This window comes from Pseudomonas fitomaticsae (genome assembly GCF_021018765.1).
GTDB classification, from domain to species: domain Bacteria; phylum Pseudomonadota; class Gammaproteobacteria; order Pseudomonadales; family Pseudomonadaceae; genus Aquipseudomonas; species Aquipseudomonas fitomaticsae.
On the sequence record NZ_CP075567.1, the window covers coordinates 1,947,198 to 1,964,451 of the forward strand.

Genomic DNA, 17,254 nt, shown 5'->3' on the forward strand with positions numbered 1-17,254 from the left:
ATTTGAGTCTAGAGTGATCAATGGCGTCGGCCAGTGACAATCGGCGCCACTTTACTATCCTTGGGAAATCGGCCGTAGTATGCGGCTCATCATGTCATTCAAGAAAAAACGCCATGAGCGAACGAACGACTTCTGCAAGCTGGGCGATGGGGATTGTCAAGGCACTGGAAATGGACGGCCTGGATTGCCGGGTTTTGTTCAGACAGCTGGGGCTCGACTACGCGGCGCTGGAGGATCCGGACGCACGTTTCCCACAGGATTCCATGACCCGACTCTGGCAACGGGCGGTCGAACTGTCCGGTAATCCCGCCATCGGCTTGAACATGGGCAAGGTGGTGCGGCCGGCTTCGTTCCATGTTGCGGGCTACGCGCTGATGTCCAGCAATACGCTGGCAGAAGGTTTTCAGCGACTGGTGCGTTATCAGCGGATCATCGCCGAAAGTGCCGACCTGAGTTTTCGTCTGCTCGATGAAGGTTATGCGTTGATTCTGACGGTACATGGCGATCATCTGCCGCCGACCCGGCAAAGTGCCGAAGCCTCGCTGGCCTGCGCGCTGGCGCTGTGCGGCTGGCTGACCGGGCGCACGCTGCACCCGCGCAAAGTGCTGGTGCAGGGCGATGAGCCGGATGACCTTGAACCCTACAAACAAGCCTTCCATGCACCGCTGGTGTTCAACGCGCCGTATGACGCGCTGATCTTCGAACGGGCCGACATGGAAGCGCCATTGCCCACCGCCAACGAGGCGATGGCGCTGCTGCACGACCGGTTTGCCGGGGAATATCTGGCGCGGTTTTCCGAAAGCCGCGTGACCCACAAGGCGCGTCAGGTGCTGTGTCGCTTGCTGCCCCAGGGCGAACCCAAGCGCGACACGGTTGCGCAGACCCTGCACTTGTCGCAGCGCACCTTGCAACGGCGCTTGCAGGAGGAGGGCACCAGTTTTCAGCAGTTGCTCGACGACACCCGCCGCGAACTCGCCGAGCAATACCTGGCGCAGCCGAGCATGACCTTGCTGGAGATTGCCTACCTGTTGGGGTTTGCCGATCCGAGCAATTTCTTCCGCGCCTTCCGCCGCTGGTTCGACACCACGCCCGGCGATTACCGGGCGCGGTTGCTGGAAGCGCCGAACGCGATCAGTGACGCCAGAACGCCGGAATACACAGTACAAACACCGTAATGATCTCCAGTCGGCCGAGCAGCATGCCGAACGACAGAATCCACTTGGCCGCATCCGGCAGGCTGGCGAAGTTGCCGGCCGGGCCGATGGTCTCGCCCAGGCCGGGGCCTACGCCGGACACGGTGCTGGCGGCGCCGGTCAGTGCGGTCATCCAGTCCACGCCCAATAGCGACAGCAGCAGGGCGATCACGCAAATGGTGATGGCGAAGAAGAACGAAAAGGTCAGAATCGAACGGACAATTTCCTCGTCGAGGCGATGACCGTTGTACTTCTGCTTGATTACCGCGCGTGGGTGAATCAGCTGGTTAAGGTTGGCCTTGAGCAGGATGTAGGCGACCTGGAAACGGAAGATCTTGATCCCGCCCGCCGTCGAGCCGGAGCAGCCGCCGACGAAGCCCAGATAGAAGAACAGCATCAGCGAGAAGTTGCCCCACAGGCTGTAATCTCCCAGTGCAAATCCGGTGGTGGTGACTACCGACGTCACGTTCAGCGCTACATGGCGCAGGGCGTCCAGCCAATGCAGGTTAGTGGTCCACCAGTACCAGGTGCCGAGCACCAGCCAGGTCGCCAGCAACATGCCGAGCAAACCCTGCACCTGTTGATCCTTGATCAGCGCCCGGCGGTTGCCGCGCAGCGTCGCCACGTACAGGGTGAACGGCAGGCTGCCAAGAATCATCACCACCACCGCGACCCAGTGCACCGCCGGTTGCGTCCACTTGGCCAGGGACTGGTCGGAGGTCGAGAACCCGCCGGTGGAAATCGCCGACATCGCGTGGTTGATCGCATCGAACGGGCTCATCCCGGCCCACCAGAACGCCAGGCTGCCGAGAATCGTAATGCCGACGTAGGCTGCCACGATCAGCCGCGCCACCATGTGCGAGCGGGGCATGACCTTTTCCGAGCGGTCGGAGGATTCGGTCTGGAACAGACGCATGCCACCGATGCGCAGCAGCGGCAGGATCGCCACCGCCATGCCGATAAAGCCGATGCCGCCGATCCAGTGCAGCAGCGAGCGCCACATCAGAATGCCGGGGGACATGTCGTCCAGATGGTTGAGCACGGTCGAGCCGGTGGCCGTGATGCCGGACATGCTTTCGAAGAACGAGTCGGTGTAACTGATGTGCTGAGTCAGCAAAAACGGCAGCGCGGCGAAAATGCACACCACCAGCCAGCTGCTGACAGTCAGCAGGTACATGTCCCGGGGGCGCAGGTGAATGTGTTCCGGGCGACCGGGAATCACCAGCGCGAGGCCGGCGACGAAGGTGATCATGCTCGCCCAGAGGAACGACGGCAGATCGCCGGTGCGCTCGAAAATCACCAGGGTGGCCATGGGCACGACCATGGCGATGGCCAGGGTGATCAGGAAGATGCCGATGATGAAACCAATGATCCGTAAGGTCGGCAACGCCATGAAGTCCGCTCGGGCTGATGTGGGAAGGGCGCCATTCTACCTGCGGTGCAAGGCATGTAAACCGACGCGTCTGGATCACTTGCAGCTAGAATAGCCGGACATTTTTTTCAGGAGGTGGCCGATGCAGGCTCTCGACGCTTTGCTCAACCGTGTTTCCGTTCCACGACTGATCGATCCGGCCCCCACCGCCGAACAGCGCGAAGTGCTGTTCGCCGCCGCGACCCGCGCACCGGATCACGGCCATTTGCAGCCGTATCGCTTCCTGACCGTCGAAGGCGCGGCGCGTGAGCAGATGGGCGAGTTGCTGGCCGAAGCGGCGCAAATGCAGGAAGGCGAAATCACCGAAGCGATGATCGACAAGGCGCGCAACGGCCCGCTGCGGGCGCCGCTGGTGGTCGTGGTCATCGCCAAATTGCAGGATCACGTCAAATACCCGAAGGCCGAGCAGTTGCTGGCCGCAGGCTGTGCGGCTCACGGGATTCTGCTGGCGGCTTACGCGCAGGGGATTGGCGCGGTGTGGCGCACCGGTGATCTGGCGTACTCGAAGCATGTCGCCAAGGGTTTGGGGCTGACGGATGACGAAGAGGTGATTGCGTTCCTGTACCTCGGCACGCCGCAGAAAGAACCGCGGGTGGCCGAGAAGGTTGATCTGGCGGAGTTTGTCAGCGCCTGGCCGGGGAAATCCTGATTCCATCAGGGCTGAACAACAGCCCCCGGCTCCAGCGGTAACTCAAGACTGGCCACAAACCCGCCCTGCGGGTGATTGGCCAGTACTAATGTCCCGCCATGCCGTTCCGCCGCCCGCCGGGCAATCGCCAGTCCCAGGCCATGGCCGGCAGCCGTCTGCCCCGGCGCCCGATAAAACGGTTCGCCCAACTGGCTCAGATGCTCGGCCTGCACCCCCGGCCCATGGTCACGTACGCTGACCACGATCCGCTCGCCCTGACGTGACGCCTGCATTTCAATCGACTGCCCCACCGGGTTGAAGCGCTGGGCATTGCGCAGCAGGTTGTCCACGGCGCGCTCGATCATGGTCGGCCAGCCTGTCAGATTGAGCGCCGGCTCGGCCTCCAGGCGTACGGTCTGATCCGGTGAACCCAATTGCGCGTCCTTTTGCAAGGTGGCGAGCAAGGCATTCAAATCCACGTCTTCGGCGCTGGCGTTGTCGGCATCGACCCGCGCCAGCACCAGAATTTCACTGATCAGCGCTTCCAGCCGATCACACTCGCGGGTCAGGCGCGGCCAGAGTTTTTCCCGTTCTTCCGGGCTGGCCCGTTCCGCCAGGGCCAGGGCGATGCGCAGCCGTGCCAGCGGTGAACGCAATTCGTGGGAGACGTCGCGCAGCAACTGGCGCTGACTGCCGATCAGACTTTGCAGGCGTGCGCCCATGCGGTTGAAGTCATTGGCCAGCACACCGAATTCATCGCGGCGGTTGGCCAGTTGCGCGAGGCTGTTCTGTTGATAGGTGGTCTGGCCGAGGTCATGCACCGCGCCGCGCAGGCGACTGAGCGGGCGGGTGATAGAGAACGTCACCAGCAGGCTGAACAAGGTCAGCACCACCAGCGCGATACCCAGCGCACTCAACGGCCAGAGCAGGCTTTCGCGGTGCCAGGCGTCGAGTTCCGGGTGCGGGATGCGGTAGATGAAGAGGTAGGTATCGCCGCTTTTGTCGCTGGTGAATTCGTCGGTCAGACGGCGCCAGGGCAGGCGTCGGTCATCGTTGTTCTGCCGCGCCTCGAAGGCCGCCGCGCGCCGAGGGAAGGTGCCGCGCACCACCGGGTCGCCGCTTTCGTTCAGCACTTGGACGTCGATGTGGTACTGGCGTTTGCGCTGTTCGAGGATGTCCTGGGCGGCGTCTTCGCCCTGGGCTTCGTAGGTCTGCGTCCATTCGGCAGCCAGGGTGTTGAGGCCCGGATGGCGGCTGAGGATCCAAGCATCCTGATTGAGCATGTGCCCCAGCAGAATGGAAAGCCCTGCAACCAGAGCGATGGCCAGCCAGAAGCTGGCGAGGATACGCCAGAACAATGAACGCACAGAAAATCCTCAAGCAAAAACAAATCCAATGTGGGAGCGGGCTTGCTTGCGAATGCGGTGTGTCAGTCACCGATGATGTCGACTGACACTCCCTCTTCGCGAGCAAGCCCGCTCCCACATCTGAATTGAGTGGCAACAGATCCGACGGTGTTTAGCCGTCGGATCCGAAGTTACTGCATTATTGCGCCTTTTGCGGCTGTTGCGCTTTCCAGGCTTTGAACTCGGCCCATTCGGCGCGACGCTCGGCCTGTTTCTTCTGGATCTCGTCGAATTTCTTCTGTTGATCCGGTTTCAACACGGCGCGGACATCCGACTCGGCTTTCTTGTGGTTGGCCGCCATCTCGTCCTTCATGGCTTTCTGGTCGGCTGGCGAGAGTTTCTCCAGGTATTTTTCGACCGTCTGCTTACGCTCGTGCATCTGCTCGCCCATGATCTTGCGGATCTGCTCGCGCTGTTCGCGTGACAGGTCCAGCTGGCTGTACGGGCCTTTGCCGTGCATGCCGTGCATCTGACCGCCATGGCGCGGGCCGTCCAGCGGGCCACCCATCGGGCCGCCATCCTGTGGCATGGCCATGGCGACGGTCGGCAGGGCAGCGGCAAACATCAGAGCGATAAGAGTCTTGCGCATGGTGAATCTCCTTTGTCTCGTTCCCGGTACGTTCCGGATGAGTACAGATTACGGAGATCAAGGTCAGCGGCGGTCAGCGCTGTGTAAAGCTTGGGTAAACACGTTTTCGCGCCGACCTGACAAAACTTCCAGACGATCAGAGGCTGTAGTAGTAGCCACGGCTGCGCAGGGCGACGATGCGCGGGCGGCCGTCGGGGTGCGGGCCGATCTTTTTGCGCAGGTTGCTGACGTGCATGTCCAGGCTGCGGTCGTACAGGGTCAGCTTGCGGCCGAGGGCGATCTGCGCCAGTTCCTGTTTGTCCAGCGGCTCGCCCGGTTGCTTGAGCAGGGCTTCGAGCAGGCGGCTTTCGGAGACGGTGAGGGTGAATTCCTTTTCGTCGATGCTGACCACGCCGCGCACCGGGCTGAAGCTCAGGTCGCCCAGTTCGAGCTGGGTCGACACGGCGGCCGGATGACTGCGGCGCAGCACGGCGCGCAGGCGGGCGGTCAGTTCGCGCGGATCGCAGGGTTTGGCCAGGTAATCGTCGGCGCCCAGTTCCAGGCCGAGGATCCGGTCCAGCGGCTCGCCCCGGGCCGAGAGCATCAGCACCGGCAGATCAGCGTGATCGCTGCGCAGTTGCTTGAGCAGTTCCAGACCGCTGCCGTCGGGCAGCATCACGTCCAGCACCACGGCCGCCGGCGCGGTTTCGGCCAGCGCCTTGCGGGCGCTCTGGCCATCGTGGCAGGCCCGGACCTGAAAGCCTTCCTGGCTCAGCCAGCTACTCAGGAGTTCGCACAACTCCTGGTCATCATCAATCAGTAACAGCTCGCTCATGACTCACTCAATTTAGCCATTGCCGACGTTTTCGGCTTGCTCCACTGGCAAAGATACCGCAGAGCAGCGCCAATAGCGCTACCCCGGCCCCGGTGACGAACCATTGCTGCTGTTCGGTCAGCAGGCGCGGCAGCGGGCTGGCCTGGGCTTCCTTGAGTTGCAGCTTCAGACGCTGGTTCTCCTGGCGCAACCGGGCAAGCTGGGCGCTTTCGCGGGTGTTGTCGGCATTTTGCAGTTGTTTGCTCAGTTCTTCCCGTTGCTGCTCGCTGGCCTTCAGGCGCTGCTGCAACTCGGTGATCTGGCTGCCGGCGCTCAATGAAAGCGGCGTGGAGCTGTTGCCTTCGGTGCTTTCTTCACCATGGGCGGGCGCCATGATCGACAACGTGACCAACATCAGACACAACGGACCCTTGCGCATCGCGACTCCTGTTTCCAAATGGATATTGGGCAGGTTGTCGGCCGGCAAACGAGAATAATGAGCGATTGAGAACGCGATGAACCGACAAGGTTCATCGCGCTGAGGGCTTTTGCGGGGGAGGTTACGGCAGGACTTGCTTGAACGGCTTCACGACAACATTGGCGTAGACGCCAGCGGCGACGTACGGGTCGGCATCGGCCCAGGCTTGCGCCGCGCTCAGGGAGTCGAATTCGGCGACGATCAGGCTGCCGCTGAAACCTGCTGCGCCCGGATCATTGCTGTCGACCGCCGGGTGCGGGCCGGCCAGCACGATGCGGCCTTCGCCCTTGAGCACTTGCAGGCGTTCAAGGTGTGCCGGGCGCGCAGCGAGGCGGGCGTCCAGGGAATTGGCGACGTCGGTGGCAATGATGGCGTAGAGCATGTCAGTCCTCGGTTTTTGGCGTTGTGGTATCGGCGTCGTGCAGGTGACGGGACAGGTAGATGCCCTGACCGACCAGGAACAGCACGGTCATGCCCAGGCTGCCGAACACCTTGAAGTCCACCCAGATGCTCTGGAAGGTGAAGGCGACGAACAGGTTGGCGGCCCCGCAGAACAGGAAGAAACCGATCCAGGCGATGTTCAGTCGGGTCCAGACCGGATCCGGCAGGGTCAGCGCGTGGCCCATGATGCGTTTGATCAGCAGGCGGTCACCGATGAAATGGCTGCCGATGAAGGCCAGGGCGAACAGCCAGTTGACCACCGGGGCTTTCCATTTCAGGAAGGTTTCGCTGTGAAAGGCCAGGGTCAGGCTGCCGAACACAAGGCAGGCGACCAGCGTCAGCCACTGGCTCTTCTCCAGCTTGCGCTGCTTGATGAAGAGCGCGCCGTACACCACCAGGGAGCTGATGATCAGCATGGCGGTGGCACTGTAAATGCCGCCTGCCGTCAGTTCATGGCCGGCAACATCGACGGTGCGTGGATCGAGTTTGTAGACGATGAAGAACAGCAGAAGCGGGATGAAATCGATGAATTGTTTCACAGTGAGAGCCAGAAGCTGGATGTGGCGGCATAATAACAAACATATGGGCGCGCGATAGCGCCAGCTGATTTGAGGTTACACATCCCCGTGAATGTTGATTTGCACTGCCACAGCACGGCCTCCGATGGCGCCCTGGCGCCTGCGGCACTGGTTGCGCGTGCGTTCGAGAACGGCGTGCGAGTCCTGGCCCTGACCGATCATGACACCCTCGAGGGCCTCGCCGAAGCGCGCACGGCCGCCGAGGGGCTGGGCATGCAACTGGTCAACGGCGTCGAGTTGTCCTGCACCTGGGGCGGGGCGACCATTCACGTGCTCGGCTACGGTTTCGACGTCAACGCCGCACCGTTGGTCGAGGCGATTGCGCAGTTGCACGACGGCCGCTGGCTGCGGTCCAAGGAAATAAGCCGCAAGCTCGCCCTCAAGGGCATGCCGAATGCGCTCGACGGCGCGCGGCAGATTCAGCAGGAACTGGGCGACAGCGGCAACGCGCCGGCCCGCCCGCATTTCGCCGACTGGATGGTGCGTGAAGGTTTTGTAAAGGATCGCGCCGAGGCGTTTCGCAAATGGCTCGGCGCCGGCAAGCTGGGGGACGTCAAGCAACACTGGCCGACCCTCGAAGACACCGTCGGCACGCTGCGCGCCGCCGGTGCCTGGGTCAGTCTGGCGCATCCGTGGCACTACGATTTCACCCGCAGCAAGCGCCGAAAGCTGATTGCCGACTATATTCAAGCGGGCGGGCAGGCGATCGAAGTGGTCAACGGTCATCAGCCTGCGGAACAGGTGGGCAGCCTTGCGATTCTTGCCCGTGAGTTCGGTCTGCTGGTCAGCGCCGGCAGTGATTTCCATGGCCCTGGTGGCTGGTCCGAGATCGGCCAGTACCGGCCGGTGCCGGAGGACCTTCCACCCCTGTGGTGTCGGTTCAAACATGACACAGTTATTGCCGCCGTCTGAACAGGTAGAGAATGTGAGTCAATTTTTCCAGATTCATCCGGAAAACCCGCAAGCGCGCCTGATCAAACAGGCGGTCGAGATCATCCGCAAGGGCGGGGTGGTGGTCTATCCCACGGACTCTTCCTACGCAATCGGCTGCCAGATCGGCGACAAGAACGGCATCGAGCGCGTTCGACGCCTGCGTCAGCTCGACGAAAAGCACAACTTCGCGCTGATCTGCAGCGACCTGTCGCAACTGGGCAATTACGCCAAGATCGACACCGGAACCTTTCGAATCCTTAAAGCCCACTTGCCAGGGCCGTACACCTTCATCCTCAACGCCACCCGCGAAGTGCCGCGCCTGCTGCTGCATCCGAAGAAACGCACCATCGGTCTGCGGGTGCCGAGCCATCCGATCGCATTGGCGTTGCTGGCCGAACTGGGTGAGCCGCTGATGAGCGTGACCCTGATCATGCCGGGCGAAGAAGACCCGCTGAGCGATCCGTACGAAATGCGCCAGTTGCTCGAGCATCAGGTCGATCTGATCATCGACGGCGGTTCCGGCGGCATCAAGGCTTCCACCGTGATCGACCTCACCGGCGACGATCCGGAAGTGATCCGCGTCGGTTGCGGCGATCCGGCTCCATTCATGGTCGAGGCCTGAATGTCCGCAGTGGAAACCGTTGATCCCCAGGCCGGTGCCCAGCAGGAACTGCCGTTTGCCATGGTCTATGGCCAGGCGGTCACTGAGATGCCGCTGGACCTGTACATCCCGCCGGACGCGCTGGAAGTGTTCCTCGAAGCCTTCGAAGGCCCGCTCGACCTGCTGCTGTACCTGATCCGCAAACAGAACATCAACATCCTCGACATCCCGGTGGCGGAAATCACCCGCCAGTACATGGGTTATGTCGAGCTGATGCAGTCGGTGCGCCTGGAGCTGGCCGCCGAGTACCTGGTGATGGCCGCGATGCTGGCCGAGATCAAGTCGCGGATGCTGCTGCCCCGGGCCGAAACCGTCGAGGACGAAGAGGACGATCCGCGCGCCGAACTGATCCGCCGCCTGCAGGAGTACGAACGGTTCAAGGCCGCTGCCGAAGGCATCGATGGCCTGAGCCGGGTCGGTCGCGACGTGATCGTGCCCAAGCTCGATGCCCCGGAAGCCCGCGCGCGCAAGCTGTTGCCGGACGTGGCGCTGGAAGAAATCCTGATGTCCATGGCCGAAGTGCTGCGCCGGGGCGACATGTTCGAAAGCCATCAGGTCAGCCGCGAGGCGCTGTCCACCCGCGAGCGCATGAGCGACGTGCTGGAGCGGCTCAAGGGCGGCGGGTTTGTGCCGTTCGTCGAGCTGTTCACCGCCGAAGAGGGCAAGCTCGGGGTGGTGGTGACTTTCATGGCCATCCTTGAACTGGTCAAGGAATCCTTGATCGAGCTGGTGCAGAATGAGCCGTTCGCCGCGATCCACGTGCGAGCCCGAGCCGAATAACGAGTCCCGATATGAACCTGACTGAACCCCGCGAGCTGGCGTCCCTGCTTGAAGCCTTTCTGTTGGCCTCGGGAAAGCCGCAATCCCTCGAGCGCCTGTATGAACTCTTCGAAGAAGGCGAGCGCCCGGAACCGCCGGTCTTCAAGAAAGCCCTGACCCTGCTCGGCAAGTCCTGCGAGGGCCGGGCGTTCGAGCTCAAGGAAGTCGCTTCCGGCTATCGCCTGCAAATCCGTGAGAAGTTCGCGCCGTGGGTCGGTCGACTGTGGGAAGAGCGTCCGCAGCGCTATTCCCGAGCGCTGCTGGAAACCATGGCGCTGATCGCCTATCGCCAGCCGATCACCCGGGGCGAGATCGAGGATGTGCGGGGCGTGGCGGTCAACACCAACATCGTCAAGACGCTGATGGAACGCGAGTGGATCCGCATCGTCGGCTACCGCGACGTGCCGGGCAAACCGGCGATGTTTGCCACCACCAAGCTGTTTCTTGATCACTTCAATCTGAAAAGCCTCGACGAACTGCCGCCACTGGCCGAACTGCGCGAAATGGAGGCTGATCCGGTGCTCGACTTCGACGACGCGCCGGTGCCGCCAGGCTTGCAGGAGCTGGCCGACGCCAGTGTCGAGCAGGAAGAGCCGAAGGAGGAAACCAGTTTCCACACCCTGCTGCTGGAACTGGACAGCATGGAGGAGGGGATCAAGACCGACTTCGACGACTTGCTGCGTGACGGGGTGGGCGGCGAATCGATGCCGACCGGGTTTGAGTCCGATCCGCTCGAGCAGTCGGTTGAGGGTGAGCCTGAATTCGAGTCCGAGCCAGAATTCGAGCCAGAGCCCGAGCAGGAAGACGATGTGCTCGGTGTGGCCGAAGCCCGGGAAAAACTGCTGGCCGCCGTCGCCCGGCTTGAACAGCCCGCACCGGAACCTGCCGCCGAGGAAGAACTGAGCGAAGAAGAAGCCGAAGCCCGCGCCCTGGCCGAAGCCATCGAAGCCGAACGCCGCGAGTTCGAGGATTGAGCTCAATGTTCCTGGTAACGAAGCACCCTGTGGGAGCGGGCTTGCCCGCGAAGGTGCCCGAGCAGTCAAAGATGATGTTGAATGTACCGGCCTCATCGCGGGCAAGCCCGCTCCCACAGGTTTATGCGCTGTTCTGGAGTAATTGATGAGCTCAACCAGGGATCCGTGCATCAACGTCTGCAAGTTCAGCGATGACATCTGCCTCGGCTGCGGCCGTAGCAAGCGCGAGATCCGGGCCTGGAAGAAACTCGACAAGGACGACAAGCGCACCGTACTGGCCGAAGCTGCGCTGCGTCTGATCAAGCTCGGGGCCACCGGTCGGCGGAAAAAGAAATAACCTTGGTTTGATCGACTAGTCTCTGATGCGCGCGCGGCCACATCCGCGTATGATTCGCGACCCTTCGGCGATCCCTTCGCCCGAAAACCCAGATTTCAACGCTTCAGCGGCTCAATTCAGCGCCGCTGAACAGACCACACCGGGAGGTGCCCAGATGAGTGACATCAATCAGAAAGACGACCAGGAAATAGGCCCAGCAGGCGAAAAGCTGCAGAAAGTCCTCGCCCGTATCGGCGTCGGCTCGCGCCGTGACGTCGAATCCTGGATCGCTGCCGGCCGTATCAAGGTCAATGGCAAAGACGCTACCTTGGGCCTGCGTGTCGACATGCACGACGCCATCACCATTGATGGCAAAGTCATCAAGCGCGAAGAAGCCGCCGAGTCGGTTCGCCGCGTCATCATGTACAACAAGCCCGATGGCGAGATCTGCACCCGTGACGACCCGGAAGGCCGTCCGACCGTGTTCGACAAGCTGCCGCGTCCGAAAGAAGGCCGCTGGATCAACATCGGTCGTCTCGACATCAACACCACCGGTCTGCTGATGTTCACCACTGACGGTGAACTGGCCAACCGCCTGATGCACCCGTCCTACGAGATGGACCGTGAGTACGCGGTGCGTGTACGTGGCGAAGTCGATGACGAAATGATCGAGCGCCTCAAGGCCGGCGTTGTGCTGGAAGACGGCCCGGCGCGTTTCACCGACATTCAACAGGCACCGGGCGGCGAAGGCTTCAACCACTGGTATCACTGCGTGGTGATGGAAGGCCGTAACCGTGAAGTACGTCGCCTGTGGGAATCCCAGGGCCTGGTGGTCAGCCGTCTGAAGCGCGTGCGTTTCGGTCCGGTGTTCCTCAATTCCGACCTGCCGATGGGCCGCTGGCGCGAAATGAGCCAGTACGAAGTCGACGTGCTGAGCGCCGAAGTCGGCCTGACCCCGGTGGCCATGCCGCAACTGAACGCCAAGAGCAAAGACAAGCTCGACCGCATGCAGCGCAAGTCGTCGCGTCCGATGGCCCGTACCGAGCGCGTGCGCACCCTGCGTCCGGCCAACGGTGCACCGATTGGCGCCGGTCCGCGTCCGGTCCGCGAGCCGCAGATCGAAGGCGAGCGTCCAGGTCGCAAGCCGGCAGCGCGTCCGGATGGCGAGCGCGGTCCACGCACGCCGCGTCCGGCTAATGGCCGTACCGAGCGGGGCGAAGGTCGCGGTACGCCGGTGGCGGATCGTCCAGCCGACACCAAGCGCCCGGCCAAGCCGGCGCCGAAGCGTCCAGGCATCAAGCTGGCTGACGATGACAAGCCGTCGGGCAAGCGCCGTGGCGCCCCGGTCGGTTCCGGCCAGCGTCCGGGTTTCGGTCGCAAGAAGCCTGAATAAGGCCGTTGTAAGCTTCGAGCGGCAAGCTTCAAGCTGAAAACAGAAACGCCAACCTCAGGGTTGGCGTTTTTTTTGGACTTTTTATTTCTTTTTTTCGGGCGTGTTTTTCTTGTTTTAAAACAAAAAACTTAACGCCTTTCAAATAGTTAGCCAGCTAACGTCAATCATCGGACGCCGCTTCGATGGGTCTGAGGTGGAAACTTTACGTTACGCACTGTCAGTGAATGTTTACGAAAAAGCCGTCGCCGTCCCATAAATCGGGTGCGTTTGTCAGGCTGTAAGGAAAATCTGCCGGAGCCAGGTCCGCCGGGCCTTGCGCAGCGCTCTGGCGCGCTTGTTTCAGCGTCGTTTGGAAGGTGAGATGCGCTGCATGCCTGTCGTGCAGGTGCATAACAAGAAGGAGGCGCAATGAACGCCGTTATCCAATTTCACTTCTCCACGTGGGGCGGTTTTTCCATCGTCCACGCCGATGGCCTGCAAAGGCCTGACTCAATTTTTGCAGCCGCCCGGGCTTCCCGGGGTGGACACATGCAATCCCGGCAACCGACACGCTGATCCGGCGAGGTCTGGCAGCAGGGGGTTAGCGGTGTACAATGCGCCGCGTTTTAACTGTGACCCTCTGCGTAATCGCGCAAACCTCAAGGTTTATCCGCCTTGTTCACTCCGCCGCGTCACAAGCGTGTCGGGTTCGATTTCGTCACAGATAAAAACAAACAGGTGACGCATGACCGTTGTAAAAAAGCTGAATTCCTGGTGCCTGCGCTGGGGTTTGATCAAGGTTGGCTGAAATCGCAGCCTTGCAGCAACGTCTACTGAACATCATCAAACCTTGCGTGAGACCTTTTTCATGAGTGGACAAAACTCGCAATCAGGCGAGCTGAAACGCGGCCTGAAAAATCGCCATATTCAACTGATCGCCCTCGGTGGCGCGATCGGTACCGGATTGTTCCTCGGCTCGGCCGGGGTGCTGAAATCCGCCGGCCCGTCGATGATCCTCGGCTATGCCATCTGCGGCTTCATCGCCTTCATGATCATGCGCCAGCTCGGCGAAATGATCGTCGAAGAGCCGGTGGCCGGTTCCTTCAGCCATTTTGCGCACAAATACTGGGGCGGTTTCGCCGGCTTCCTGTCGGGCTGGAACTGCTGGATCCTGTACATCCTGGTGGGCATGTCGGAGCTGACGGCGGTCGGCAAATACATCCACTACTGGGCGCCGGAGATCCCGAGCTGGGTCACTGCTGCCGCGTTCTTCGTGCTGATCAATGCGATCAACCTGGCCAACGTCAAAGTCTTCGGTGAAGCCGAGTTCTGGTTCGCGATCATCAAGGTCGTGGCGATCGTCGGCATGATCGCCCTGGGCAGCTACCTGCTGGTCAGCGGCCATGGCGGCGAGCAGGCGGCGGTGAGCAACCTGTGGTCCCACGGCGGCTTCTTCCCGAACGGTGTGAGCGGTCTGGTAATGGCCATGGCGATCATCATGTTCTCCTTCGGCGGCCTGGAAATGCTCGGTTTCACCGCAGCCGAAGCCGACAAGCCGAAAACCGTGATCCCGAAAGCGATCAACCAGGTGATCTACCGGATCCTGATTTTCTACATCGGCGCACTGGTGATCCTGTTGTCGCTGACCCCGTGGGACAGCCTGCTGGAAACCCTCAATGCTTCGGGCGATTCCTACAGCGGCAGCCCGTTCGTGCAGGTGTTCTCGATGCTTGGCAGCAACACCGCCGCGCACATCCTCAACTTCGTGGTTCTGACCGCGGCATTGTCGGTGTACAACAGCGGCACCTACTGCAACAGCCGCATGCTGCTGGGCATGGCCGAGCAGGGCGATGCGCCGAAAGCGCTGGCGAAGATCGACAAGCGCGGCGTGCCGGTGCGTTCGATCCTGGCGTCGGCGGCGGTGACCCTGGTGGCCGTGCTGCTCAACTACCTGATCCCGCAACACGCGCTGGAACTGCTGATGTCGCTGGTGGTTGCAACGCTGGTGATCAACTGGGCGATGATCAGCTTCTCGCACTTCAAGTTCCGTCAGCACATGAACAAGACCCACCAGAAGCCGCTGTTCAAGGCGCTGTGGTACCCGTACGGCAACTACATCTGCCTGGCGTTCGTCCTGTTCATCCTCGGCGTGATGCTGCTGATCCCGGGCATTCAGGTCTCGGTGTACGCGATCCCGGTGTGGGTGGTGTTCATGTGGGTCTGCTACGTGATCAAGAACAAGCGCGGTGCTCAACAGGCACTGCACGCCGCGAGCGCTGCCAAGTAAGCGTCGTTGCAAAAACAACAAACCCGGCCAAGTGCCGGGTTTTTTGTGCTTTCGCGGTATCCTGCGGGTTCTGAATACGGACGCTTTTCCATGCTGGTGATTTCCAACAACGTGCATCTGCCGGATGCCGAGATCGAACTGACGTACATCCGCGCCCAGGGCGCCGGTGGGCAGAACGTCAACAAGGTCTCCAGCGCCGTGCACCTGCGCTTCGACATTCCCGCCTCGTCCTTGCCCGGGTTCTACAAGGAGCGGCTGCTGGCGCTGCGCGACAGTCGCATCACCGGCGATGGCGTGCTGATCATCAAGGCTCAGCAGTACCGCACGCAGGAACAGAATCGCGCCGATGCGCTGGAGCGTCTGACCGAGCTGATCCTCAGTGCCACCAAGGTCGAGAAGAAGCGCCGGCCGACCAAGCCGACGCTGGGTTCGAAGAAGCGTCGGCTCGAATCGAAAACCAAACGCGGCAGCATCAAGGCCGGGCGCGGCAAGGTGGATTTCTAGTCTTCGCGATACTTCGCCGTGTGGCGGTAGAGATAGGCGCTCAAGGCCAGACCGCTCAGCGCGGCGAGGGCGGCGAACAGGAAGATCGAGGCAAAACCGAAGCCCGCCGCAATGGCTCCCGCCAGCGGCCCGGTGATCCCTAATGACAAGTCGATGAACAGCGAATAGGCGCCGACCGCCGCACCACGGCTGGAAGCCGGAACCAGATTCACCGCTTCCACGCCCAGCGCCGGGAACACCAGCGAGAAACCGAAACCGCTCAATGCCGCACCGGCCAAGGCCCAGTGCGCGTCGGGCGCGAGCCACAACAACAGCAGGCCCAGGGTTTCCACCGACAGGCAGGCAATCGCCACGCGAAAGCCGCCGAGGCGGTTGATCAGGTTGCCGAACAGCAGTCGCGCACCGATGAAGCTGGCGCCGAACAGGCTCAGGCACAGCACGGCGTTATCCCAGTGTTGCGTGGCGTAATACAGGGTGATGAAGGTGGCGATGGTGCCGAAACCGATCGAGCCCAGCGCCAGACCGCAGCCGTGCGGGAAGACACGGCCGAGAACGTGCATGAACGGCAGGCGCTCACCGGCCACGATCGGCGCAGCAGTCTTCGGCCAGGCCAGCAGCAGCCCCAGCGCCGCCAGCAGCAGAATGCTCACGCCCATGCTCCACAGACCGAAACGGCTGACCAGCCACACTCCCAGTGGCGCACCGACCGCCAGCGCGCCGTAACTGGCGATGCCGTTCCACGAGATCACCTTGGCGGTGTTGGCGGCACCGACGCGGCCGATGCCCCAGCCGATCGAGCCTGAGCCGACCAGGCTTTCAGCGCTGCCCAGCACCAGACGGCCGACGAACAGACTGATCAGGCTCAGCAGCGGCAGATTGGGCGTCCACGCCGAAATCAGCATGAACACACCGCTCAAGCCACAACCGGCCAGGCCAATCATCACCGCGCGTTTGCTGCCCTTGTTGTCGATGATCTTGCCGGCATACGGACGGCTGAGCAGCGTGGCGAGGTATTGCACGCTGATCACCAGCCCGGCGATGACCGCGCCGAAGCCCAGGTCGCTATGGACGTAACCGGGCAGCACGGCCAGCGGAATGCCGATGTTCAAATAGCCGATGAAGGTGAACAGGACGATGGAAACGACTTGCAGCGTGACCGCCAGGGGACGCTGGGGTTCTGGCATAGAGGACGACATGAATTACGATCCACGGGAAGAGCAGAATAGATAGGCTGCTCATGATACCGATGCGGACGCGTCTGGGGCGGGGAAAAGTAAAACTATTTGGCCGGGGCGACCAATTGCGTGGTGACCAGTGCAGCCAGCGCGTTTTCTTCGCTGCCGAAACGGGCGAGCAGGGCGGCCTGTTTCTCGGGCGAGAGACGGCTCCAGATCTCGATCATCTTCTCGGTGGCACCGATCAGGATCTCGGCCTGTTGTTCATCGAATTCTTTGGACATGGCAGCTCAGGTTTCAGGCAGTGTGGAAAGCGCATGTTAGCGCTTTCCACACGGTCTGTACGGCGGGTGTTGCTTACTCTTCGCTGTCGGCCGGACGGCTCTCGGCGGCTTCTTTCGACTCGGGCTGTTGGGCACCGGCTTGTTGCGTGGTCGTCTGCTCAGTTTCGTGCAGGCTTGGGAAGGGGAGATTCGGAATCTCGTGCATGGTTGCGCTCCTCGCTAAGTCTGTTGATAGATCTGGTAGATCCGCGCTTTCAGAAAGCCTGCGAAGGATACAGCAGGAAAAGTGACAAACAGATTTTTAAATCCATTTGTTTCGACGGGCGGGATTGTCTAGACAAGTGCGACAGGGTGACGCAGGGCAAATGCAGGGGCGGCGGTATGCCCGCCG

At 61.7% G+C, this 17,254-nt stretch carries 20 protein-coding genes; 10 read left to right on the forward strand and 10 right to left on the reverse strand.

Annotation, left to right across the window (positions count from 1 at the left end; genetic code table 11):
• Positions 1-113: 113 nt before the first annotated feature.
• Entirely contained in the window at positions 114-1,175 is a 1,062-nt protein-coding gene (locus KJY40_RS08760) for an AraC family transcriptional regulator (RefSeq protein WP_202949245.1), read from the forward strand.
• On the opposite strand, the gene KJY40_RS08765 is transcribed toward KJY40_RS08760, so the two are convergent.
• Positions 1,132-2,586 carry a TrkH family potassium uptake protein gene (locus KJY40_RS08765; protein WP_007958377.1) on the reverse strand — a complete coding sequence of 485 codons (1,455 nt, stop codon included), beginning with the start codon at positions 2,584-2,586 and terminating at the stop codon, positions 1,132-1,134. The two genes, KJY40_RS08760 and KJY40_RS08765, sit on opposite strands and share 44 nt — an antisense overlap.
• Positions 2,587-2,707: 121 nt before the next feature.
• Between KJY40_RS08765 and KJY40_RS08770 the strand changes: the two genes are divergently transcribed.
• Positions 2,708-3,274 (forward strand): nitroreductase family protein, encoded by a 567-nt coding sequence (locus tag KJY40_RS08770; protein WP_230736221.1) that lies wholly within the window; start codon positions 2,708-2,710, stop codon positions 3,272-3,274.
• A gap of 5 nt (positions 3,275-3,279) precedes the next feature.
• Here the strand turns inward: KJY40_RS08770 and KJY40_RS08775 are convergent, their stop codons facing one another.
• The 6 genes from KJY40_RS08775 to KJY40_RS08800 all read right to left on the reverse strand — a co-directional run bounded on the left by KJY40_RS08775 (position 3,280) and on the right by KJY40_RS08800 (position 7,499).
• Positions 3,280-4,620, reverse strand: a complete 1,341-nt coding sequence (locus tag KJY40_RS08775) for a sensor histidine kinase (protein WP_230736223.1) — start codon at positions 4,618-4,620, stop codon at positions 3,280-3,282.
• Positions 4,621-4,798: 178 nt separating this feature from the next.
• Complete coding sequence (locus tag KJY40_RS08780; protein WP_007958371.1) at positions 4,799-5,248, reverse strand: Spy/CpxP family protein refolding chaperone; 450 nt, start codon at positions 5,246-5,248, stop codon at positions 4,799-4,801.
• Positions 5,249-5,384: 136 nt separating this feature from the next.
• Positions 5,385-6,062: a response regulator transcription factor gene (locus KJY40_RS08785; RefSeq protein WP_007958370.1), complete on the reverse strand. Its 678-nt coding sequence runs from the start codon at positions 6,060-6,062 to the stop codon at positions 5,385-5,387.
• Positions 6,063-6,069: 7 nt separating this feature from the next.
• Positions 6,070-6,480 carry a translation initiation factor 2 gene (locus KJY40_RS08790; RefSeq protein WP_039765500.1) on the reverse strand — a complete coding sequence of 137 codons (411 nt, stop codon included), beginning with the start codon at positions 6,478-6,480 and terminating at the stop codon, positions 6,070-6,072.
• A 121-nt stretch (positions 6,481-6,601) separates the two neighbouring features.
• Entirely contained in the window at positions 6,602-6,901 is a 300-nt protein-coding gene (locus KJY40_RS08795; RefSeq protein ID WP_134334346.1) for a YciI family protein, read from the reverse strand.
• A gap of 1 nt (position 6,902) precedes the next feature.
• A complete protein-coding gene (locus KJY40_RS08800; protein ID WP_230736224.1) occupies positions 6,903-7,499 on the reverse strand; it encodes a septation protein A in 597 nt (198 codons plus the stop codon).
• 87 nt (positions 7,500-7,586) lie between these two features.
• On the opposite strand from KJY40_RS08800, the gene KJY40_RS08805 reads away from it, so the two are divergent.
• The 8 genes from KJY40_RS08805 to arfB all read left to right on the forward strand — a co-directional run bounded on the left by KJY40_RS08805 (position 7,587) and on the right by arfB (position 15,404).
• On the forward strand, positions 7,587-8,450 hold the full coding sequence (locus tag KJY40_RS08805; RefSeq protein WP_230736226.1) for a PHP domain-containing protein: 864 nt from the start codon (positions 7,587-7,589) through the stop codon (positions 8,448-8,450).
• A gap of 13 nt (positions 8,451-8,463) precedes the next feature.
• The gene (locus tag KJY40_RS08810; RefSeq protein ID WP_115076972.1) at positions 8,464-9,093 is read left to right on the forward strand and encodes an L-threonylcarbamoyladenylate synthase; all 630 of its coding nucleotides are present in this window, start codon (positions 8,464-8,466) and stop codon (positions 9,091-9,093) included.
• 120 nt (positions 9,094-9,213) lie between these two features.
• Positions 9,214-9,912, forward strand: a complete 699-nt coding sequence (locus KJY40_RS08815; RefSeq protein WP_170844946.1) for a segregation and condensation protein A — start codon at positions 9,214-9,216, stop codon at positions 9,910-9,912.
• A gap of 11 nt (positions 9,913-9,923) precedes the next feature.
• Positions 9,924-10,925, forward strand: coding sequence for an SMC-Scp complex subunit ScpB (scpB, locus tag KJY40_RS08820; protein ID WP_230736229.1), 1,002 nt, complete (start codon positions 9,924-9,926; stop codon positions 10,923-10,925).
• Between the two features lie 145 nt (positions 10,926-11,070).
• Complete coding sequence (locus KJY40_RS08825) at positions 11,071-11,262, forward strand: DUF1289 domain-containing protein (RefSeq protein WP_230736231.1); 192 nt, start codon at positions 11,071-11,073, stop codon at positions 11,260-11,262.
• Positions 11,263-11,416: 154 nt separating this feature from the next.
• The gene (gene rluB, locus KJY40_RS08830; protein ID WP_230736233.1) at positions 11,417-12,634 is read left to right on the forward strand and encodes a 23S rRNA pseudouridine(2605) synthase RluB; all 1,218 of its coding nucleotides are present in this window, start codon (positions 11,417-11,419) and stop codon (positions 12,632-12,634) included.
• Between the two features lie 847 nt (positions 12,635-13,481).
• Positions 13,482-14,900 (forward strand): amino acid permease, encoded by a 1,419-nt coding sequence (locus KJY40_RS08835; RefSeq protein ID WP_230736235.1) that lies wholly within the window; start codon positions 13,482-13,484, stop codon positions 14,898-14,900.
• A 90-nt stretch (positions 14,901-14,990) separates the two neighbouring features.
• The gene (arfB, locus tag KJY40_RS08840; protein ID WP_230736237.1) at positions 14,991-15,404 is read left to right on the forward strand and encodes an alternative ribosome rescue aminoacyl-tRNA hydrolase ArfB; all 414 of its coding nucleotides are present in this window, start codon (positions 14,991-14,993) and stop codon (positions 15,402-15,404) included.
• Here arfB and KJY40_RS08845 read toward each other — a convergent pair.
• The 3 genes from KJY40_RS08845 to KJY40_RS29595 all read right to left on the reverse strand — a co-directional run bounded on the left by KJY40_RS08845 (position 15,401) and on the right by KJY40_RS29595 (position 17,068).
• Positions 15,401-16,588, reverse strand: coding sequence for an MFS transporter (locus tag KJY40_RS08845; RefSeq protein WP_230737662.1), 1,188 nt, complete (start codon positions 16,586-16,588; stop codon positions 15,401-15,403). The two genes, arfB and KJY40_RS08845, sit on opposite strands and share 4 nt — an antisense overlap.
• A gap of 95 nt (positions 16,589-16,683) precedes the next feature.
• The gene (locus KJY40_RS08850) at positions 16,684-16,863 is read right to left on the reverse strand and encodes a hypothetical protein (RefSeq protein ID WP_007958348.1); all 180 of its coding nucleotides are present in this window, start codon (positions 16,861-16,863) and stop codon (positions 16,684-16,686) included.
• A 73-nt stretch (positions 16,864-16,936) separates the two neighbouring features.
• Positions 16,937-17,068, reverse strand: coding sequence for a hypothetical protein (locus KJY40_RS29595; protein ID WP_264302538.1), 132 nt, complete (start codon positions 17,066-17,068; stop codon positions 16,937-16,939).
• Positions 17,069-17,254: the final 186 nt, after the last annotated feature.